The following is a 22479-nucleotide window of genomic DNA, read 5'->3' on the forward strand; positions in this document are numbered from 1 at the left end:
TTAAAAGCCATCGGCGATGTTTTACAATTCCTCGATCAACGTGAAGAAGCATTAAACCGTTATCAAGAAGCTTTAGAATATTACCGCCAAATTGGGGATAGGTTGGGTGAAGCTAATATTCTCCAAGAATTTGGAAAGTTAGAATCAAATCCACAGCGATCGCTGGAATATCTGCAAAAAGCACATGCTCTCTACATACAAATCAATGATATTTACAGTCAAAGCCGTAACTTACTATTTATTGCTGAAGCACAACTGAACTTAGGTGAGAAAGATGCAGCAATATCTTCCTTGACTCAAGCTTCAGAACTAGCGGCTAGGATAAATTTTCAACCCTTCCAAGAGTACGCTGAAAATAAAATTGCAGCAATTCAAAATCCACTGTTTAATTTGTGGTCATTTGCGCGGAGATTCTTTCAACAGCCTTGGGTGATTTACGGTTTGCTGTTTTTAGTTGGTTTAATTGTTGTGTTGTTGTTGCGGTAATTGGTGTTATAGCGCTACGCGCAAGTAAAAAGTAAAAAGTAAAAAGTAAAAAGTAAAAAGTAAAAAGTAAAAAGCCTAACAAGTATGGCTTTTAGGGTTAATACATGTCCTAACGTAACTTCGTAGTGCTATAGCATCTAGCGCAACCGTACCGGTAGGATTTCGTTGCGTAAGTAATTGGGAGTAGTTTAACAGCAACCTCGAATGCTATGCCAATCAAAATCCACCCAGTCTATCAATCAAAATCTATCAATCAAAACTAGGTGGTTATTACCGAAAAAAGTAAATATCAAGCGATAAACCTACAAGATACCGCACATATAAGCATTTTTCGTTTTATTACGTTGTTTATTTAATCCTAAAGTCGTATATCACAAAATAACTCTAACGTGATACATTAATCATGTTCATAGTTAATACGCCCCGTTGTTCTCACAGCAGCGGGGCTTTATCTTGTGAATTTGGTAATTTGAACGCTTGTAGGCGAACAAACTTCAAAATATCTTACACAAGAGCACTTATAAGTTATGAGTAATCAAGCTCATAACTGTTTTTTCTTAGCTGCTGACAATTAAGATGATTGTAAAATTCTTAAAATTAAGAATCTACTCATCGCTGACGATATGTGTCACTACTATGGTTTCACCTATCATCCTGATTTTAAATATAGCATAATATCATTTTCATCAACAGTCATGGTATTCAAGATTCCTTTCCTATATGGCAATGACTGTTAGCAAAGCATGTGCGGTCTAGCGGTTAGTGGCTCGTGTAAGCGCGCCCTGCGTGACGTTAGTCAGAGGCTTTGCCGACGCCGCAGGTTTTATAGCACTACGAAGCTACGTTAGGACATATATTAACCCTAAAAGCCATATGTATTAAGCTTTTTACTTTTTACTTTTTACTTTTTACTTGCGCGTAGCGCTATAGCATACTGTAAGTATTGCACATTAACTGTTAACTGTAGCCCGTAAAAGCGTGGCGCAACCCATAAACTTTTAACTGTTCAAAATAGCCTTTGCTTTTTGCCACAAAGTTTCCAATTCAGGCAAACTGTAATCAGAAAGGGGGCGATCGGCGACAGACTCCATAATTTTGAGTCGGCGAATAAAACGCTGATTTGTCCCTTGCAAAGCTTCACTTGGATCGAGATTTTTCCATCTTGCGATTTGCACAATCGTAAACAACAAATCTCCTAACTCAGCTTCCTGTCTTTCTGGTGTTTCTGAAGCCAAAGCTTGCTCAAACTCTTGTAACTCTTCGTGGAATTTTTCCCAAACCCCATCAATATCTTCCCACTCAAAACCAGCAGCAGCAGCCTTTCGGGAAATTTTCATCGTTGCTGTTAGGGGTGGGAGTTTGCGGGTGTAACCACTAAGTTTATGGGTTAATTGATTATTATTGGGTATTTCACCTTTCTCCGTAGCTTTGATTTGCTCCCAGTTTTGATTTACCTCATCCGCATTTTGCACCGATACATCACCAAAAACATGGGGATGACGACGAATTAACTTTTGAGAAATCCCTTGAGCTACTTCCTTCAGAGAAAAATCACCATACTCTTGAAAGATTTGGGCTTGTAAAACAACCTGTAACAGCAAATCGCCTAACTCTTCAGCAATATGATTTTTATCTTCACTTTTAATTGCATCCACCACCTCATAAGCTTCCTCAATCACATATTGAGTTAGGCTTTGGGGTGTTTGTAGCAAATCCCAAGGACAACCCCCATCCGGATCTCGTAATTTTGCTACCACCTCAATTAACTCTTGCAGTGCTGTGAGAGTTTCAGCGCTCTTATTATTTTGTTCTGATTTCATAACTATAAAATATAAAAAACTGCCATAACTTTTTTTCTAGTGTTTACGAATTATTTGGATATCACATCACTGATTTTGCCTTAAGAACTACGACCATTTAACTTCTGACTTCTGTAGAGACGCGACATGTCGCGTCTCTACGAATTCTGACTTACACGTAGCGCCATACCTTTATTTTTTAGAGTTTTTATTACTGATATTTTTCTTAAGCGAAGATTTAGAAGATTTAGTTTTATTAACTGAAGATCTAGTGCGCTTCGGTTTTGCTTGTAATTTCCTCCGACGAGTAGTAGAACTGCTAGCTTTACGTTTCTTCATTTTCCCACGAGGCAGTAAACCGCGCACACCCTGCTTGCGAAAACGTTTATATGCTGAATTTGTCCAGTCACTGACGGAATGACTCATCGCACCAAGTTCCATCCCTAGAAACAGCGACCAACATTCGATCGCATAAACAATAAACGATCGCTGAACTTGACTACCCAATTCTTCCCAGGTAAATCCTATTAACCCCAGCAATTCAGCAAGTACCAAACAGATTGCGATCGCAATTCCCAAGAGAATACATAAGTAAAGTACCCTTAAAGTCGTGCCAATAATCGGTCCATGGGACAAAAACGAACGATGGCGCAAACTTTTTTGATAGGGTAACCAAATAAAACGAAACCAACCCCAGCGCTGATACTGACGGGAATAAATATCCAAATCGGGACCAAACATCAGTCCCCCGAATAAAAATCCCCCCGCAACTAATAAAGTTAAGTTACCATTGCGAGTTTGCCACAGAGCAATCCCGGTAATAAAAGGCAAAGCCCAGATAGTAATGCGATCGTGCGTTTGACCTGAGGGCATTATAAATTGAGTTTTAAGTGATTTAGCAGAGGTTCAATAAGTTCGCAGACTGTTAATCAAAAGATTTTTGAAATCCCCGAATTCCTTTTATTTCAAATGCTTGAGCGTTTTTTGACGCTCTGGTATCAAAAAAAATAAAAAAAATTTCAAAAATACTATAGCGTAATTCGTAGAATGTGCTATATTTATTTCTTGTGAGCAGCAAAACGCAAAACACAACAAACTACAAAAAAATTAAGGACGATTAGCTCAGTTGGTAGAGCGCCTGCCTTACAAGCAGGATGTCACTGGTTCGAGTCCAGTATCGTCCATTTTAAAACGACTCATAGCTTATATTTTTCCAAAAAAAATCAAACTGCTATTTTCCATATCGTGGAAAAAATCTGAGAATCGTAAGCCTTTAAGCATCACTTTTCATTATTAAATAATTGTCGATAGTTCAAAGTCGATAGTTCAAGAATATCGATAATTAATAAATTTAGGGTGCGTTAGTGACAGCGTAACGCACCACCTGTAATATTTTGTGTGTTACAACATTCCTTTAACACACCTCAAAATATCATTATTGAGTAAAGACTATTTGCGATCGCACAAGCATAAATTTTCACCAGATACATTTACCTTAGAAATTACGCAATTCCAGATCCTGTTCTGATATAGCACTACGAAGTTACGTTAGGACATGTATTAACCCTAAAAGCCATACTTGTTAGGCTTTTTGTCGCCCTACGGGCGCGGTCTGTTTTTACTTTTTACTTGCGCGTAGCGCTATATCTAATCTCGATTTCTAACTAGACAAAAATAAACTGACTAGAATTATCCAAATTCAAAGTATCCGGTGAAATATCCGTAATCAATCCAATTAACTCTGGAGTCGCACCATCATTTAAAAATATACCCGTTCCAAAAGGTAATTCCCGTGGAGCAACACCAAGGGAGTAGTCACTTGAAGAGCCAAAAAGTTGGATTTTATCATTACCATCACTTTCAAAATCTGTAATCAGCGCATAATCAGCAATTCCAGCGCTCTTTGTGTCACCATCGTTATAGTAAACCGATCCCGTCTCACCTGCACTTATTCCTCCCAAAATAAAAGTATCCTTTCCTCCTTCACCAGAGTCACCATTTAAAACATCAAACTCTCCCCTTCCTGGAGTCAAAGAAGTAGTTGTTGTTCCTAGCAAAGTATCATTTCCAGTACCACCAAAAACATCATCATCTCCCAAACCACCTAAAACGAAATCGTCACCACCGTCACCATACACAGAATCATCACCACTGTCCCCGATGACTTGGTCATTATCTCTCCCACCGCGAATGAAATCATCCCCAGACTCACCGACAACTATGTCTTCACCACTTCCAGCATATAGACTATCTCCATCTTCACCACCCACTAACAAATCATCACCAGGACCCCCATAAATGCGATCTTTCCCAAATCCGGTACTATCAAGACCATCAAGGTTATCACCATAGAGATTATCATTCCCTTGTCCACCAATCAGTGTATCGTCTCCATCCCCACCGATGATTTGATCGTTATCTTCACCACCATCAAGTAAGTCATTACCTGACTCACCCAGAATTAAATCAGTTCCAGTTCCACCTTGTACTGTGTCATTACCATCAGATGTGAATACAGTATCATCACCACCACCTAGATCGATAATGTCATCTCCATCAAAAGTAAAGATACTATCGTTACCAGAAAAAGTTCTAATAACATCGTCTTCAGGAGTCGCAAAAATTGAATCTCTATCAACTGTACCGAAGATATTTGCCATAGTTTTAAACTTCAACTCTACTCTATTTAAGACTGCACCCTTGCATTTAGCCCTTGCGTTCAGTGAGATAAAACTATTTTCCTTTTTGGAATATTAATACCAAAACAAAATCATCTGAGCATATTTGTATAAGTCTTTATCAAAAAAAATTTTTCTCGATAAAAAAATATACTTATGTGTATATACCTGAAGTAACCTGAACTACAAGTATTTACTTGGTAATCGTACATAGTCGCGCTAAAAAGTGGAAAATCACAGAGTTTTGAGCAAAACCAGCCACAAAACTAAAGCCCTCAGCAGCGCATGCTAAGGGCTTTGATTTTAAGTTGAAAAGCTACTACAGAGAGCTAGCACAAAATCATTTAATTCTTTGTATAGCTATATACTTTTGTGCAAATATCTATCTAAAGGAATATAGAATCATATGCATCGCTCCAAGTATGCTTGAAGTTTCAAGGATTAAATGCTGCCAAGCCAACGGGGGAACGCTTTGAGGCTTGGCTTTTCTTAACTAAATTCCTCAAATTATATCAAACATTGGCACTTGTAGCAATCAATTATCTAATTTTTAATGTTAATTGTTTACTTCGTAACAAAAATTAGTCAAATTATTTGCTTGAGAAAAAAGCCTTTTCAAACAAAAAGCGAAATCAATTTTTAATTAAATCAATTTTTGATTAAATATTAAAAACAAATATTAAGAAAATTTGATCGAAAGTTTTGTAAAAATTATACGAAATACTGCATAAAAGTAGCGATATTAGCCTTAAACAAAGGTAGAAGTAAAATTAGGCGATTGCTATCGCTACTGCTGAGCATTATTTGTATTCAGCAGAGTCTGTAACTGTCTCAGATTTAGGAAATTGCTGAAATAGCATTCTTCTAACCCAAGTCAAGTAAATGAGCATAAAATCCTAACCATTCCTAGCATTCGGGGCTTTAGCCTCGTTTGCAAAGGGAAAGTTGGATTTTTGTTTATGATTTTTGTAAACGTAAATCTGCTAGTTTGGTGAATCTATTTTATTTTTGTACTTGCAACCAGTTAATACAACTAACTATAGGTCAGGGAGAATAAATATATGCTTTTAGGTTTAAAGAATTCAAAAAATCAAACTAAAAAATACCAAACAAAAACATATCAGACAAGAAATAATACCAAATGGACTTATTTGTTCGCTACAGCAATTATAGCAACTGGTTTTCTGGCAAGCATTCCTGGGAGGGCTCAAGGACAAATTCAGATTAAGCCCCAAATTAAGCCCCAGATTTTACCCAATGTTCAGCGTCAGATTCAGCTGCAGCGATCGCCAGAACAGTCAGCAGAGGTAGATAAAGCAAAACAGTTAAACCAAAGAGTTATTGAATTGTACAATCAACGTCAATACAATAATGCTATTCCCTTAGCAGAGAATGTAGTGGGAATACTTGAGAAAGCACTAGGGAAGAGATCTACTCCAGTCGCTAATAGCTTGAATAATTTGGCAAAACTGTATCACATTATTGGGAGTTTTCAGAAAGCGGAACCCTTATACAAACAAGCGCTGGATATTTACCAGAGTACCCTGGGTAAAAACGATCCCATAGTGGGTACTACCCTTTATAACTTGGCGCAACTGTATCAGAGTATGGGGAATAGCCAGAAAGCAACACCTTTATTTAAGCTTTCAGAGTCAATCTTGCAAAATGTTGTGGGAAAACAAGGAGCCCAACAAGCAGTATCGGGAGTTGAAGGAATTCTGAAAATAGTTCCAGGATCTGAACTTATATTACCCTCTGATTCTGGTAATTCAGGTAAATCAGGTAATTCAAGAAACTCAGGTAATCCGAGTAATTCAGTGAATCCTGGTAATTCTGGTAATTCTAATAATTCTGTTAATCAAGGTGGATTACAGCCCATTGAGTAACTATATTCACATGAAAACCTCTATATTTTAGGCACGTAGAAAGATTACAGAGGATGTGGTGTTAGCTTCTGCAATCTCTCTAACAATCAATTGTACTAACCCAGGTTGCTATTTACAGGCAAAAACTTTTGATATTCTTTTGATCCCCTAAATCCCCCTTTTTAATACAGGAAGGAGGACTTTGAAGTAATTTTCCTTTTTATTAAGTCAGTAACTCAAGGAAAATCAAGTTTGCGAAACCTTCAACAATAAATCTGCTAGCTCGCAGAAACCTTCACCTTCATAAGCTGAGGTTACGTAAGCGGGTTGATATTTCAGTTGTTGCGAATACTCTAATACATTTGCCACACCAACAGAAACAGGAAAATAATCTTTGTTAAATAAACTTTCATCATTAGGACTATCGCCCACCGTAACAACTTGTTCTGTCTGATATTCAGGAAAGAACTGTTTGAGTACTTGTAATAATGCTTTAGCTTTTTCTTGACCTATAGGTTTAATATGACACTGAACGCTACTGTAGGTAAATCCCCAACCCATATCCTGACAGAGATTATCCAAAGTAGTTAATTCTTGTGTAGTTAAATCTGCGACATCGAAAGTCCAGTCAGTAAGTCGGAAGCGATTATCGCTAGACTCTTGTATGCGAGGAAACTGGGTTTGTAATTTGCTAAAAGCTGTAGCTAAAGCTTGACGATGCTCATTGTAATCATTGATGGAAGTTAACTTAAACACATCTTCACTATTGGCAGGATAAAATAAACCTCCATTTTCTGCAACCGCACCAACTATCGGTAAATAACTCGCTAGTCCACTCACCCAACCAGCACTGCGACCCGTTAAGATTAGAACTTTGATACCTCGACCGGCTAAATGTTCCAAAGCTTGCAATAAAGTCGTTGTAAATCTTCCTTTTCTAGTTAAAGTTCCATCCATGTCGGTAGCGACAAGGGAAATTTTATCAAAACACTTGTGGTTAGATGAAAGCAACATATTCAGTTATCAGTTATCAGTTTATGGCTAACGCCACGCCGCCCTTAAGGGTTACGGTTATTATTTAATGCGCAATACTTACAGTACGCTAGAGCCTGCGGCGTCGGCAAAGCCTCTGACTAACGTCACGCAGGGCGCGCTTACACGAGCTGCTAACCGCTAGACCACGCACGCTGAGACATGCCTACAACGAACTTTAGCAGGTATCATGCACTGGGTAGAGATTAACTGATAACTGTTTACTGATAACTGTTCACTGTTAACTGTTCACTGTTAACTGTAAACTGATTTAACAAAATAAATATATAGTAGCTGATTTGGGCATCCTAAAAAGCAGGATTGTAGTTATTTATTTACCAGTCATGCAAACATCTACATATTTAGCCCAAACCCCGAAAAGTAGCAATAGCAAGCCTTCAAGCCAAATAACACAGGAAGTTTTAACTAACAATCATAACCAACAAGGTCCACCATTTTTTGTAGTGACTTCTGCAGGGCTAGCTGTATTGGTGATTGGTTTAATTATTTACGGTAAAATTCACATGAATAGACTTCAGAAACAACTGAAGTTTGAAAAATTCCGAAGTAAAGAAATAGAAAAAAAGTTTAAACTAGCTCTTGAAACCATCCGCAAAATGGAAACTAATCCCGATCTAATTAACTCTCGGGATTTTAATTTGGATTATTTACGAATGCGGATGTCAGAAGAAGTATTCAATTTTGCGATTCTTAATCAAATCAAAATTAAAGTTAAAGATCAAATTTCTCAAGCATTACGTCCAAGCCAAGCCCAGCAAGGAATTGTTGGAATTGCTAGCACAACTGGAAGACCAATAGATCAAACTTTTGATGTTGAGTATGAAACTGGATTTCAAACTGAAAAAAGGGTGCTATTTCGCATTCAAATTCAGTTAATGAAATTACCAACCCAAACAACTTCTGCGACTATCAGTCAGATTATTACTTGTATTGAAAAATATCTTAGTCCTCTTGAAGATGATGATACTTGGCAGCCGACTATTCAAGGGCGAATTGCTCATATGCACTGGGATCAAAAAGCAAAACCCACACCTTTACTAGTTTTACAACAGTCCAATGAAGGTGTTAACGTTAGTTTTCGTACGAGTCGTCCAGGAGCAGTTCCTCAAAATCAAAAAAAAGCTAAAAAATCGGGAGTTACCTGGTAAAAATTATTTTTCCTGCATCTACCAATGAAGATTAATTTACTAGAGAATCAATTTACTAGAGAATAATTTCGGCTCTATATCTAGTATTTTAAAGTCTTAAAATCGCAAATTTAGCATTATTTATTTGGACAAATTTTGTTCGCAAAATTTTGTTTGAGAAAGCTTGAAATTATAGTCCACAAATTAACATTTAATTTGCATTAATTGTTGACAGCAACATTATTATTATCACCCAATAAAATACCATCTTCCATTTCTACAATTCGATCGGCGATATCTAAAATTCGATTATCGTGGGTTACCAACAAAATTGAAGTTCCCTGTTCCTTTGCAAGACGTTGCATTAATTCCACCACATCCCGTCCTGACTGTTTATCCAAAGCTGCTGTTGGTTCATCAGCTAAAACCATTGGTGGGTTATTAACCAGAGCACGTGCGATCGCAATCCTTTGTTTTTGTCCTCCAGAAAGATTCTCGGGATAATAATTAATGTAATTACCTAAACCAACAGCTTCTAGCATGGTAATGGATCTATTTACAGCATGATATTGGGAAACAGACTGCTTGATTTCCACCGCCATTTGAACATTTTGTCTAGCAGTTAAAAAACCCAATAGGTTATGAGCTTGAAAAATATAACCGATTTTTTGGCGAAGACTAACTAGTTTTTTCTGACTTGCTCGATATAATTCTTCTTCAAGAAAACTGAGACTACCTTCTTGTACGGAACGCAAACCACCAATTAAACTTAACAAAGTTGTTTTTCCAGACCCAGAAGGTCCAGTCATAATAACAATTTCACCAGGGTAAATTTCTAAATTTATATCATGTAAAATCTGTCTTTTTAAAGCTCCTTTACCATAGTAGTGATTGAGGTTTTTAATAGCTACTACTGGTTGTCGTTCCATAATACCTCAAATAATATAATACTCAGAGATTAATACCTATGATTGACCCAAATCAAAGTATGAATATTATTGTTTGATATCTTCAAATACTTTACTGTTTGCATTTAACATTTTTGCCTAAATATCAGTTATTAGTTTATGGCTTGTGCCACGCCCTTACGGGCTACAGTTATCAGTTCACTGTGAACTGATAACTGTTCATTAAAAAATATCTGCAGGGTCAGCATAACGCAATTTGCGTACTGCAATTACACCAGAAGTAAAGCACATAAAAATAGTTATTACTAATACTCCAAAAGCACGAGATAAAGTCATAAATATTGGTAATAAAGTTGCTGCTCTTGCTTGTTGATATAAAAATAAAGCTGAAGCAATTCCAGGTAAATAACCTATTAAAGCTAAAATCAGTGCTTCTTGAAGAATTACAGTTAATAGATATTTTTGCGTATAACCTATTGCTTTTAAAGTTGCATATTCTGCTAAATGGTCTGCGACTTCAGTATAAAGTATCTGGTAAACAATGACAGTTCCAACAATGAATCCCATCACAGTTCCCAAGGAAAAAATAAATCCAATTGCTGTGTTAGTAGCCCAATAATTTCGTTCAAAATCAATAAATTCTTGCTTAGTCAATACTCTGATATCATCCTTTAAATAACCTTTCAAAGTACGTTTAACTAAATTGGAATCAACTCCAGGTTTTAATTTAATTAAACCAATTTGAATTAATCCTCTTTGTCGAGAATTGAATATCCGTAAAAAATTTACATCGCTAGTAATGAGATTTCCATCAGCACCAAAAGAAGCACCTAAAGTAAATAAACCGGCGACCCTAACCAATCTTCTTCTAACTTCAGCCTTAACAGTTTTTCCTTTTTCAAATTCTCGAGAAATGGGACCATATTCCTGTCTGGAAGTTTTATCGAATAAAACAACATCAGGCTGTTTCAGATTATTTAAATTAGTTTGATTAACACCCGTCAAATTTAAGATTTTAGATTCGGGGTTAAATCCAATTACCAAAAGATTGCGCGGAATTCCATTAACGGGATTTTTCCAGCTGGTGTAGTCCAGATATATCGGATGTACAGATTGAACCTGCTGTAAGTCTAGAGCTTTATATAACCGTCGTTGGGAAAAGCTTTTCATTGCTAATAAAGCAGTAGATTGACGGCTAATTAAAACAATATCTCCCTGCAAACTTTGGTGAAAACGAACATTACTGTAATACAGTGAATCTCGGAAACCCAACTGCATAAACATCAAGATATCTGCAAAAGCAATTCCTGCTAATGCGATCGCCAAACGAGTTTTTTCTCGCGTTAACTGTAACCAAGCAAGGGGTATTTTTTGGAGCATTGGGAATGATGAGTAAGGAGTAAAAAGTAAGGAGTAAGGAGTAAGGAGTAAGGAGTAATGAGTAATGTTAGCGCCTAGCGTTAGCGTACCGTAGGTATTGCGCACAGTAAGAAGTAATAGGGGATTAGCAATTACCAATTACCAATTACCGATTACCAATTACCAATTACCGATTACCAAATCAAATAAATATTTCGACAACAACTTTGGAATTGGTTAAACCAGCAACTTTCTTACTGTCATTTTCAGACAAAGCAATTTTCACTTCTACAACTCTTGCATCAACATCTGCAGCAGGATCTGTACTCAGTACGTCTCTTTTACCTACTTGTCTTCCTATTTCGGTAACTCTTCCCTGTAACTGTCCGTTAAAAGAGCCATTATCACTGCTGATACTTACTTTTTGACCAACACGAACTTTATTAATGCTATCTTCTGGTACTTCTGCAACAGCAGTCATTTGGTCAGTTCTTCCAACCTCAGCAATACTTTCCGTACCAATACTTTCTCCCGGTCTGGTATTGATTTGCAAAACCTCTCCAGATATTGGTGTTTTGATATAACTCAATTTCACACCTGCTTCTGCTCTTCTCACTGCTGCGATCGCATTATTTACTTGTGCTTGAGCAACTTGGATGTCAACGGGACTAACATCTCGAATTCGATTGAGTTTGGCGGTTTCTTCGTTAATTTGGTTTTGCAAGGTTGCTATTGTCTTTGCACGAATAGCTCTAGCTTCTGCTAGTTGCTCTCGTATTATTGCAACAGTTTTTGCTTGATTGGCTCTAGCTTGGACTAATTGTTGTCGCAAACTAGCGATGATTTGAGTGCGACTTGCTCGAGTTTCTGCTAATTGTTGAGTTGCTGTAACTGCAGTTAAACGAGTACGTTCAAAGTCTTGTCGGGAAATTGCTCCTTCCCGATATAAATTTTGATATCGTCTCAATTCGACTTGGGCGTTACGTTGTTCTGCTAAAATGCGGGCGACAGTAGCAGTCAAAGCGTTGCGTTGTCCTTCTAGCTCTACCGCAAGTCTCTCTACTGTTGCTTGTTGAACTAATCTTTCCCCTTGTAATTCCACTTGTAGTCGAGTCACAGTTGCTTGCTGGGCGTTTCTTTCCGCACCTAATTGGGCTCTCAACCTGTTTACAACTGCAATTTGAGCTTCAATATCTCTGGGGGAAACAGTTCTAATACTTACCAAATTAGCACGGCTTTCTTGCAATTTTGCCCTAGCTTCTGACAATACTGCTTGCTTTGTCGAAAGGTTATCTAAAATTGCGATGGTTTCGCCTTTTTCTATACTTTGTCCTTCTCGAACTAAAACTCGATCTACCCTAGAAACGGCTTCTAATCCGGAGGAAGGAGCGGATAATTTAATTACTTTCCCTGTGGGTTCCAAGCGCCCAATTGCATTAACACTAATTGTAGCTGGTGCAGTGGGAGTTACCGATACGCCGGTCATTGTTTTGAGTTGCTCAACTTTAGCCGTAGCAAGTATTCCTGCAGCGACAACTATGGGTAAAGTTAAAGCAATGACCCACCACAACTTGGATTTTCCTAGAGATTCCTCATTCTGTCTTGGACTTTCACCCAACCTTGACATGGTTATTATCTATAAGTCTGATGTGTGTTGATGAAAGCAAAAAAGTTAATTGGAACCAACAAAATTATTTAGTATGAGTTACGAATTTACTGCTTTAATATCAATATTTAGTTAGATGAAAATCACACCAATCTAACTAGATATTCGACGAGTAAATCACATAGTTAAATTATTTTTTGCTGATTTATATCATAATTCGAATGTGTGTTTTTCAGATTTCAACGTCATATATAGCAGTCATATTTGATTTGTGAACAGATAAACTCTGTAGAGACGCGACATGTCGCGTCTCTACAATATTGATTTTTACCACACAAATGATTTAGGATTGCTATAGAACAACTAACAGCTAACAACTATCTACATTTTTTGACATTGAAACTACATCATCCAAATTAGGATATTAACCCAGATTACCAACTTAATTTATCAACACTCTCTCACAACCAAAAATATAATATCGAGTTGGTTTAATCTGATTCAATTAAACAATAGATTAAAGTATAGACAGCTTCAATATCCAATTCGGTTAGCCGCGAACAAATATTCTTATTTGTAATTAAAATTTTATTTGATGGCTAATTAATTATAAATAATAATTTTATTTTATTTGAATATTATTTTATTTATTTAAATCCGCTTAACCCCATCTGATTTAAAAATTTGAGATGGGGACTGTGCGGTAGATTTATGCTAACCCTCTTCCCCAACAATTATTTTGGTAGGTCGAATAAAACCGTACTCATATAATGTTCAGCCCAACTAGAACCGAAAGCTTTTTCTAATACACGTCTGGTTTTATCATTTTTTTGCTGCTTAGCGCAGTAATTACGCTGTCCACTCAGAATTTGAATCATTTTTTCTGGTGGTACGGGGTCGGAATTCACAGCTTGATCACAGTGAATTTCCAAAAACGACTTAACGCGGGAAAGAAACATTGTTTCTTCTTCCCCAGAAGCAGGACGGACAAAAACACAATAATCCGAAAAAATATCTCCCCATTCTGGTAAAGCACGTGGCTGAGAAAATTCAACGGCAGGTAACATTGAAAGTTCTTTAGAATAGGATGGTGTTAAACTACGTCCTGAACTTACCGGAGATAGGTCTACTACAGCAGCACTAATTTGACCTCTACCCCCAATTAAGTCGCAGCCAAACATTGGTAATTCGTATTCCGGACGGGGAAACATCACACAATGTAAAATATCAAGCATATTGCCAACCCTAGCCAATTCCATATGCATTTTTCGGAACTGGGGTGCTTGATAGCATTTGTTCTCAATTTTCAGTTTTTCACCTTCCAATTTACCTTCGACATAACCTAATTCAGCCGGTAAATGGTAAGGAGAGATATCCAGATACTGATGCCAAACAGCTTCGATAGTATCAGCTAATTGACGAATCAAGGGATGTTGTTGTTCGCGCAGGGAGGAAGTAGAAGTACTCGACATATCCAATTTCAATCCCCAAGCGGGATTAGTTTAGTATAAGGTCGTAGCCTACTGTGAGGCTAAAGAAAAAGTGTGAAAGGACGTTATCCTTGTTAAATACACAAGAAAACGACAACAGGGGAGCGTTAGAGAGATTATCATCTATCATAAATCCCAGAACGCACTAATTTTTTCAATTTTTCATTTAACCTTCTTAAACCGAACATCGAACGGTTTATATGTAACTGCTTTTTAACCCCTCTGATTTAAATCTATGGGTAATTTACAGCGAATTAATTAGTAATTCTCAACTAGTTATTAATTTTCAAATAACTCATAATCCTTGAATAATTAATAATTCTTAATGAATTATTGTTAATTAATTATTATTTATGTCACGGGTTGAGGTGTTGTGACTCTATTTTGTAATGTTTGAGGATCCACTGCTGTTAACTCACCTTGTTTCAAAGTCCAGGAGAAATCAGCGATGTGTAATAAGTCGCCGGCATCGTGGGTTACAACTAATAATGTCCAATGTTGTTTGAGTTTACCCAGTAAGCTTACCAATTGTCGGCGCATAGACCAATCTAAACCAGCAGTTGGTTCATCTAATAGTAATAAATGTGGCTGACGAATTAGTTGCACAGCCAAAGCCAAACGTCGTTGTTGACCTCCACTTAATGCATGGGGAGAAGATGATAGAGATAAATGTCCCAACCCCACCTCATTTAATGTTAGTTTAACCCGCTCCAAACCCAGTTCCGGATGTCCCAAACGTAATTCTTCTAAAACCGTTTTTCCACAAAAGTGACGTTCGGGAAACTGAAATACCAAGCCAGCTAATTGCTGTAATTGTTCAGTGCTGAGTTCTTGCTCCCGCCAAAATAAAGAACCTGATGTGGGTTCGGCTAACCCGGAAAGAATTTCTAGTAAAGTACTTTTACCAGAACCACTTGGTCCAATAATTAAACCCAATTTTTGAGGTGGTAAATCCAGGTTAATAGATTTTAATATTGGTGTCTGAGAAGCTGCGGGATGATAAACTAATTTTCTAAGATGGAGCATTTGTTAAGATTACCAAAAGTTAGGGATTTACTTATAACTACACTACGGAAAACTCTCGAATCCCGAAAAATTTCATAGCCCATTACCTAAACTAGCACTCTCCATCTAGTAACGGGAAATATTTATTGTGAAATATCCTAATATTTTCTCAAATTAGTTATTGTTTCCCCTACTACCAAGAATTTTTAATTATGCAGATAAATTTACTTAATTAGAAAAAATTATTGATTTTTAATAGGGAATAGGGAATAGGGAATAGGGAACAGGGAACAGAAAGTAAAAAATAATTTTGGGAACCACGAATCAAGCGATAAGAGTCACATTGAAGAGAAAGTAAAAAAATCGCCAACATTCAGGAGAATATTTTTTATAGTTCAATAATTTGTCATTCACAGGACTAACGCATCCAGACAGATAAAATGCCTGTAATCTTCTGTTTCATGTTCCCTGTAACTGAAACCCTGATTTTTTGTTTTCATTGCGTAAGTTCTAACTCAATAATATATAAGACTTTAGGAACAGTAATTATCCTGCTGTCAAAAATGAACAAGAAAAAACTATTTCCACGAGTATTATTTCCACAAGCACTGTGTTCACAAACACTATCATCTGTGAAACCTATTGCTTGGTCTAAAATCGCAATTGCAGCCGTAATCGCTAGTAATATTTGGATTAATCCGGCTTTAGGTGCAGATCCATTCCGTACCCAAAAGCCACGTAATATCGGCAATCAAACAGAAGCTGCATTTAACGCTATTTTCCAAAAAGGGAATTATAAACAAGCCCAAAAGTACGTCAAAGAAGCAATTCGCGACGAACCTGATGAACCCCTGGGATACGCAATTAAAGCATCCTTAGCATACACTTCCAATGATGTTTCCACACTAGCAAACTACAGCAAAAAAACTCTGCAAACGGCTAAAAGTTTGATTGCTAAAGACCCCTTACGCGGTAACATATATGCTGCTGTCGGTCATTTTTTGGAAGGTTCGGTTATCTTACTCCAAGATGGTACAGTCAAAGGCGCACCTCAAGCGTTGAGAAGATTGCGCCAAGTTTATGGACATTTAGAACGAGCCGAATCAATATCTCCCCGCGACCCAGAATTGAACTTACTTAAGGGGTATATGGATTTGATGTTGGCTGTAAATTTGCCATTTTCCGACCCGGAACAGGCGATTCAGCGTTTGCAACAAAATGCTGGTCCTCAGTACTTAGTAGATCGGGGAATCGCTATTGCTTATCGGGATTTAAAAAAATACGATCGCGCATTGGGATATGTAGACCGTGCTTTAAAAGCTACAGCAGAAAATCCGGAGTTGTATTATTTGAAAGCCCAAATTTTGCGGGAGCAAGGTCAGCGTAAAAATAATCGAGAAATGATCCAAGAAGCAGTAAAGTTCTTCGACCAAGCTTTAGAGAAGAAAAATCAGCTTCCAGAGCGCATGGTTAAACAAATTGCTCGGGAACGTCGCAGAACATCTGAAAGACTTGCAAGATGAATTTAAAATTTAGTTGAAAACTTAAAAGTTAAAAACTTAGTGGATTGGTTGACGGTTGATCGGTTAAACGGTTCTCAAACTAAGGAATGTGGATTCAATAAAGTACAAAAGTATGGTGCTGTTAGCATCGCGTAACGCACCATTCCAAATTTCAAAACCACAGGTTATTAAATTCTCATTCCTAATCAAAGAATAAGACATTTTAGTCCATTAGTTGTGCTTTAATTTTAATGTCTTAGACTGATAACCGTTAACTGTTAACTGTCAACTCTTAGCGATCGGGGATAGTAAAAAGTAATGCAAGTATATTTCCGCGAAGTTAACCCCTTTGATATCTGGATTTGGATCAAGTTCAGTACCGTTCCATCTCGACGCGAAACTGAATTTGTTGAGGAACTGTTTAATTCTTGGTTTTATCTTGGTAAGTTGGGTGGTTTTAACGCTGAAAATCTCCAGGTACAAGATACGGGATTAGAAGTTAGCTATATGAACTACGACCAGGACGGTTATGATAAAAGCCTACTGGCGCTGATGCACAACATGGGAGAATTTGAATATCAAGGAGTTTGGGGACGTTGCTGGTTTGATTTGGGAACTTCCGATGCGATGGCCATTGATGTTTTAGTTAATGCTCTTACCCAACTCGGAAATGAATACGTAACCATTGAAGAAGTATACATTGGCGGTGAAAATTCAGATTGGCCGCTTGAAGATAGCAATACTCGTCCTTCGTTTATCTACGATAATAATTAATTTCTATAATCATTAATTGATTATTTACAATAATTACCGGCAATAATAGCTACCAAGTAATCATAATTAGCAACAATAATGCACAAAAGCGGTGAAATTCGCGTTCTCGCCTTAGGATTAATTCGAGATGGCGATCGCATTTTTATTTCTGAAGGCTACGATCCCGTAAAAGAACAAACTTTTTACCGAGCGATGGGTGGTGGTGTAGAGTTTGGAGAAACTAGTTTAGAAGCCTTAGGAAGAGAGTTTCAAGAAGAAATTCAAGCGGAATTAAAAAATGTTCGCTATTTGGGTTGTTTAGAAAATATTTTTACTTTTAATGGTAAATCTGGTCACGAAATCGTTCAACTTTATGGATGTGATTTTGTGGATGATGAGTTTTATCAAAAGGAAAAAATTCTATTTAATGAAGGGAAGCGACAAAAAACAGCTTTGTGGGTAGATATTAATCGTTTCAAGTCGGGAGAATTAAAGTTAGTTCCAGAGCAGTTTTTTGATTATTTATAGGTTATTTGAATTGATAATGGGTAATTGGTAATTCTTGATTGGTAATGGGAGCATTTCATAAGTTTTTATAAATCAAAATTAAATTTTGTCGGGTGTGTTAAACCTGTTAGAATATCTCAGTTTCTATGACAAATTAAATGGGTCTAACGCACCATCATAAATCGGTTGTGTGTAGAGCAAATTTTGAGTTATTCAACAATCAAATTCTTATTTTGTTTAACAACCACTTGTATATTAATCCAATATGATTGCGCGTTACGGTGCAGTGTCAAAGCAATCTAAAAAAAAGATATTTTCTTGGGCGTGTAATACACCCTACTTTATCTTAAGTACCATCTTTCTAGGGAAAGTAATTTTTGAACAATTCTAGAAAATACTGGCGATATTAATTAACATTTAATCAAAATTTACCAATTACTTATTTGATAGTGGATAAATCAACACTACCTTCTCTACCTCAAATGGTAGAAATATGGCAAAAAACTCTAAACTGGGAACCAAGCATACAGCAACAAGATAACTTTCAGCAGCTCTACGAATTGATATTACAGGGAAATTGCCAACTAAACCTAACTCGCATCACCGATCCCAAAGAATTTTGGGAAAAACACCTGTGGGATTCATTACGAGGTATTTCATCATTATTACTATCAGAAAAGTCAAAAACGAGTAAATATTCTCAACATTTACTCTCATCTTCACCACATTTAATTGACATTGGAACCGGTGCAGGATTCCCAGGTATTCCGATCGGAATAGTTGCAGAAAATTTTAATGTAAAACTACTTGATTCAACCCGAAAAAAAATCAATTTTATTGATACACTTTTAACTAATATTCAATTAAGCAATATCCAAACTATAGTGGGAAGGGCTGAAGCAATTGGTCAAAACCCACACCACAGAGAAAACTATGATATTGCTACTGTTCGTGCTGTAAGTAACGCTTCAGTATGTGCAGAATATACATTGCCATTACTCAAACAGGGTGGTCTAGCGGTTATTTATCGGGGTAGTTGGACCGAAAAAGAAACAAATACTTTGGAAAGTGCAACTCAAAAGTTGGGTGGAGCGATCGAATCAATCGAGCAATTTACCACTCCCCTAACTCAGAGTGTTCGTCACTGTTTGTATCTACGTAAAATAACTAGCACGCCGGCAAAATTTCCTCGTGCTGTAGGGATACCAACTCAAAAACCACTGTAGTTTCCTCAGGAATATACCCCCAAAAATACATTTCCCAAAAAGTAAATGTTGAAAACAAGCCAAGAAAAAACAGACCATCCAATTCCCTCTTTGGGAGGTTAGCAGGGTGTTTGTGTTTACTTGGGGAGTTAAGAGATTTGAATTTACTTTGGGGGGTTAAGAAAGGATTGGAATTTAGTTGAGGAAAATTTACTTCAGGAAAAAACCTCTTGAAGTACTCATTAATTCAACTAATGTTTTCTTTACTACCTAATATTTGTGTAGTTTTCATATTATTGTGAATTCTTACAACAAAGAATAGTTAAAATTACCCAATACAACCAACAAAAATACAAACGTACTTTTGCAAAGTAGTTTTTCATCATAGAGTAAGACAAAGACCACAAGCATTTTGGTCAAAAACAACATAAACTATAATCGCCAAGACTTAACTTTATATAGAGTTTTCGGCGAATACTAACAAAGAAGCCAATCCTTTAGTCGTCAAGACTACGGTTTCAAAATGGGTAACAGCAAGCGCCCCTAACAGTCCGATCACCTATGCTAAAAGTTATGCAATCTGCTGCCAATTCATCCACTCCAATTTCCCTGTGGGATGATTTAACTAAGATTGATGCCCCTCCCATAGTTCAATGGGATAACATGAAAACCCAGCTGGACTTGGTGTTGTTAGCCCTAGAAACACTAGCTGGCATCGGTTCTGAAGAAATGCTGGCAGCAGCAAATGTACTCAATTTAGAGTCCAAACTGCCAGATCGTGTAGCACTATGGCGACTGCGCCAATCTAATCCCCTGCGAAAAGGTCAAGGAGGACGAAAGAAACTCGATATTGAAGAAGCGCGATCGCTAGTAATGATTATCTGTCATCTTGCCAAACAGAATCAGGAATTAATCAGACGTGCGATCGATTTGTTAGAACAAATGGCTCAAGCCAACCGCGAACCTCACCAAGCAGCATTGCTAGGTGATTATATCGATGCTTTCTGTAATACTTATCAAGAACGGATGACGGAAGATGAAAAAGTTTCCACCGAGGTAATTAGCCACTTAGCATTAAAACTACTTATAGATTTACTGTTTTACAGTGGTCCCGGCGGACATCGTCGTCTTTGGCTCTCACTTATAGACCGTTCAACAAAATTTTAACAATGTCTTTTTCGTTGTTCTTGCCATGCCTTTATCAAATCCTGTAATTCGTCGGTACACTCCGCCTACCTGTACCTTAGAAATTTGGGCACAGAAGTCCCCAATATCGCGCTGGGCAAAACAATCTGTACTAAAACAACTAACTTTCGAACTACAGCTTGATGACCCGCGACTATCAGAAGAAGATAAGGTGACGATTCGAGGCGATCGCGAACAACTCGAAGCTTTGTGTACAAAAGTATCTGAATACGTGCAGGAATTACTGCAAAAAGATACAGAAAATTTTTGGCTGAGTTTCCAGGCTTCGCAAGTAAATAATCAAGTAGAACCGCCACCAGATAATTCGAGCAACGCTTCGGCGTTTGCTCCCACTTCTAATTCCAATCCCAGCGCTAATAATTCAAACATTGATAATTCTAATACCAATAATTCAAATTCTGGTTTCTCCCAATCATCGACAGGGAATATCCACTTACAACCACATACCCATTTAAAACACAAACTTTTTCTTGGTTCGCTGGCGAATAGATCAACTGGTGAATTTGTTCAATTAACATCATTACAACTATTTGATTTAGCAAGCGCTTTAGAAAATTACTCTGCGGAATTTATTGCACTCCCAATGAGCACCAGCAGCACAACCCAAAAGGGAAACACTTGGTCAACTTGGGGTCCAGTTGCAGCCGTTGTAGCAGTAGCAGCAGGCTTAACACCTGTCACATGGCAATATGCAAATAGTCTCAGACAGCAACAAGTAGCTACCACATCTTCTTCTCAAGAAGATACTGTTGCTTTGAACTCATCACCTTTAGAAAAAAAATCTTCATCTGAACTTGCGCCATCAAACTCCTTACCTTCAATTCAGCCACCCTTAAATTCTGACTTACCTTTATCTGTCAGTCCACTTCCTGCACCATCATCTGTATCACCACAAAGTGGTACTGCAGGTGAACTACAACAAATTAAACCTAGCCTGAATAGTCCTTCAGGAATATCTGCAAATCGTGGCGCAAGTAGTACCTTGACAAAATCTGCAACTCCCAAAAGTGATACTTTAATGGTACCTGGGACACAATCAGATCCAGTTGTAAATTCTTCAATTAAGTTTCCAACCTCGACCCAAACAAACTCCCAAATTCGGATTGGGTCTAATCCTGTTCAAAGCAAAATTCCTCCAATTCCTCCTCCTTCTAAGAACACCATTACTCCCAAATCAATTACAACTCCAATTACCAGTAGCTTAACTGGTACAAATTTATCTCCTAATACAAATAACGAAACTTCCAAACCATCAAGTCTTCCCCAACCCAAAGTTTCTTTGGGTTCTCAAGCTCGAATAGGAGCAACCAATACAAGTACTTCACTGAATACTTCGACAAACAATTCGGCGACAAATACTTCAGCAAGCACTTCTGATTTAATCACTAGCCTCAAAAGCAGACCTGGAAGCAATCCTAAAATTGCTACTGGTAACAGCAGTGTACTAAGTTCCGAACGGCAAATATCAGAAGTTAAAAAATACTTAAAACGCCGTTGGCAACCACCAAGTGGACTGAAACAAAGTTTAGAATACAGCTTAACTGTTGGAGTTGACGGCACAATCGAACGAATTCTTCCCTTAGGAAAAGCTGAAAGGGAAAATTTTGGTAAAACAGGAATACCTGCAATCGGCGATCGCTTTATTTCCCCAAGTAATACTGGACAAGATACGAGGATTAGAGCAGTTTTTAAGCCTAATGGTGACGTACAAGCGTTTCCAGAAACTGATTAGTTGGTTAATGTGGGTAACGGGTAAGCAGCCAATAGGTAACACTCAAGCAAAAGGTGTAATAAAAGCCCATAAAAAGCGAAAAGGACTACCAAGCGTAGTCCTTTTTTCGTATATAAAAAAATTTCTTTCTATGTGCGGTTCCCAGTGTGAAATTTTTTTATTGGATCCTCATGGCTCATTAATTATGAGCACAAAGAA

Annotated in this window: 18 protein-coding genes and 1 tRNA gene; 10 read left to right on the forward strand and 9 right to left on the reverse strand. The window is 37.4% G+C overall.

Translation table 11 applies throughout. The features are described 5' to 3' along the window. A partial coding sequence (locus QNJ50_RS04495; RefSeq protein ID WP_300632528.1) for a tetratricopeptide repeat protein occupies window positions 1-486 on the forward strand: 486 nt, incomplete at its 5' end. Window positions 487-1484: 998 nt separating this feature from the next. Here QNJ50_RS04495 and mazG read toward each other — a convergent pair. Next, complete coding sequence (mazG, locus tag QNJ50_RS04500) at window positions 1485-2306, reverse strand: nucleoside triphosphate pyrophosphohydrolase (RefSeq protein WP_300632531.1); 822 nt, start codon at window positions 2304-2306, stop codon at window positions 1485-1487. Window positions 2307-2477: 171 nt separating this feature from the next. Then, the gene (locus tag QNJ50_RS04505) at window positions 2478-3158 is read right to left on the reverse strand and encodes a metal-binding protein (protein ID WP_300632534.1); all 681 of its coding nucleotides are present in this window, start codon (window positions 3156-3158) and stop codon (window positions 2478-2480) included. A gap of 238 nt (window positions 3159-3396) precedes the next feature. Here QNJ50_RS04505 and QNJ50_RS04510 point away from each other — a divergent pair. Continuing rightward, window positions 3397-3469, forward strand: a tRNA-Val gene (locus tag QNJ50_RS04510). 480 nt (window positions 3470-3949) lie between these two features. On the opposite strand, the gene QNJ50_RS04515 is transcribed toward QNJ50_RS04510, so the two are convergent. Continuing rightward, complete coding sequence (locus QNJ50_RS04515; protein ID WP_300632537.1) at window positions 3950-4945, reverse strand: calcium-binding protein; 996 nt, start codon at window positions 4943-4945, stop codon at window positions 3950-3952. 1079 nt (window positions 4946-6024) lie between these two features. Between QNJ50_RS04515 and QNJ50_RS04520 the strand changes: the two genes are divergently transcribed. Beyond that, window positions 6025-6849, forward strand: a complete 825-nt coding sequence (locus tag QNJ50_RS04520; protein WP_300632540.1) for a tetratricopeptide repeat protein — start codon at window positions 6025-6027, stop codon at window positions 6847-6849. Window positions 6850-7074: 225 nt separating this feature from the next. Here QNJ50_RS04520 and QNJ50_RS04525 read toward each other — a convergent pair whose 3' ends face one another. Beyond that, window positions 7075-7842, reverse strand: coding sequence for an HAD family hydrolase (locus tag QNJ50_RS04525; RefSeq protein ID WP_300632543.1), 768 nt, complete (start codon window positions 7840-7842; stop codon window positions 7075-7077). A gap of 362 nt (window positions 7843-8204) precedes the next feature. Here QNJ50_RS04525 and QNJ50_RS04530 point away from each other — a divergent pair, with 362 nt between their 5' ends. Continuing rightward, on the forward strand, window positions 8205-9029 hold the full coding sequence (locus tag QNJ50_RS04530; protein ID WP_300632546.1) for a hypothetical protein: 825 nt from the start codon (window positions 8205-8207) through the stop codon (window positions 9027-9029). Between the two features lie 200 nt (window positions 9030-9229). Here QNJ50_RS04530 and QNJ50_RS04535 read toward each other — a convergent pair whose 3' ends face one another. The 5 genes from QNJ50_RS04535 to QNJ50_RS04555 form a co-directional block, all read right to left on the reverse strand. Next, complete coding sequence (locus tag QNJ50_RS04535) at window positions 9230-9937, reverse strand: DevA family ABC transporter ATP-binding protein (RefSeq protein ID WP_300632549.1); 708 nt, start codon at window positions 9935-9937, stop codon at window positions 9230-9232. Between the two features lie 201 nt (window positions 9938-10138). Then, entirely contained in the window at window positions 10139-11296 is a 1158-nt protein-coding gene (devC, locus tag QNJ50_RS04540; protein WP_300632551.1) for an ABC transporter permease DevC, read from the reverse strand. A gap of 181 nt (window positions 11297-11477) precedes the next feature. Further along, complete coding sequence (locus QNJ50_RS04545; protein WP_300632553.1) at window positions 11478-12902, reverse strand: HlyD family efflux transporter periplasmic adaptor subunit; 1425 nt, start codon at window positions 12900-12902, stop codon at window positions 11478-11480. Window positions 12903-13615: 713 nt separating this feature from the next. Further along, window positions 13616-14353 carry a phycocyanobilin:ferredoxin oxidoreductase gene (locus QNJ50_RS04550; protein ID WP_300632556.1) on the reverse strand — a complete coding sequence of 246 codons (738 nt, stop codon included), beginning with the start codon at window positions 14351-14353 and terminating at the stop codon, window positions 13616-13618. A gap of 369 nt (window positions 14354-14722) precedes the next feature. Continuing rightward, window positions 14723-15397 (reverse strand): ABC transporter ATP-binding protein, encoded by a 675-nt coding sequence (locus QNJ50_RS04555; protein WP_300632559.1) that lies wholly within the window; start codon window positions 15395-15397, stop codon window positions 14723-14725. A gap of 542 nt (window positions 15398-15939) precedes the next feature. Between QNJ50_RS04555 and QNJ50_RS04560 the strand changes: the two genes are divergently transcribed. The 6 genes from QNJ50_RS04560 to QNJ50_RS04585 all read left to right on the forward strand — a co-directional run bounded on the left by QNJ50_RS04560 (window position 15940) and on the right by QNJ50_RS04585 (window position 22281). Continuing rightward, on the forward strand, window positions 15940-16899 hold the full coding sequence (locus QNJ50_RS04560) for a Sll0314/Alr1548 family TPR repeat-containing protein (RefSeq protein ID WP_300632562.1): 960 nt from the start codon (window positions 15940-15942) through the stop codon (window positions 16897-16899). A 297-nt stretch (window positions 16900-17196) separates the two neighbouring features. Next, window positions 17197-17652: a DUF3531 family protein gene (locus tag QNJ50_RS04565; protein WP_300632565.1), complete on the forward strand. Its 456-nt coding sequence runs from the start codon at window positions 17197-17199 to the stop codon at window positions 17650-17652. A 78-nt stretch (window positions 17653-17730) separates the two neighbouring features. Further along, the gene (locus tag QNJ50_RS04570; protein ID WP_300632568.1) at window positions 17731-18159 is read left to right on the forward strand and encodes an NUDIX hydrolase; all 429 of its coding nucleotides are present in this window, start codon (window positions 17731-17733) and stop codon (window positions 18157-18159) included. A 461-nt stretch (window positions 18160-18620) separates the two neighbouring features. Beyond that, window positions 18621-19364 (forward strand): 16S rRNA (guanine(527)-N(7))-methyltransferase RsmG, encoded by a 744-nt coding sequence (gene rsmG / locus QNJ50_RS04575; RefSeq protein WP_300632647.1) that lies wholly within the window; start codon window positions 18621-18623, stop codon window positions 19362-19364. Window positions 19365-19904: 540 nt separating this feature from the next. Then, window positions 19905-20510 carry a DUF3038 domain-containing protein gene (locus tag QNJ50_RS04580; RefSeq protein ID WP_027845212.1) on the forward strand — a complete coding sequence of 202 codons (606 nt, stop codon included), beginning with the start codon at window positions 19905-19907 and terminating at the stop codon, window positions 20508-20510. A 25-nt stretch (window positions 20511-20535) separates the two neighbouring features. Then, entirely contained in the window at window positions 20536-22281 is a 1746-nt protein-coding gene (locus tag QNJ50_RS04585) for a DUF4335 domain-containing protein (protein WP_300632572.1), read from the forward strand. Window positions 22282-22479: the final 198 nt, after the last annotated feature.

Source organism: Mastigocoleus sp. MO_188.B34 (genome assembly GCF_030065675.1).
Taxonomy (GTDB): domain Bacteria; phylum Cyanobacteriota; class Cyanobacteriia; order Cyanobacteriales; family Nostocaceae; genus Mastigocoleus.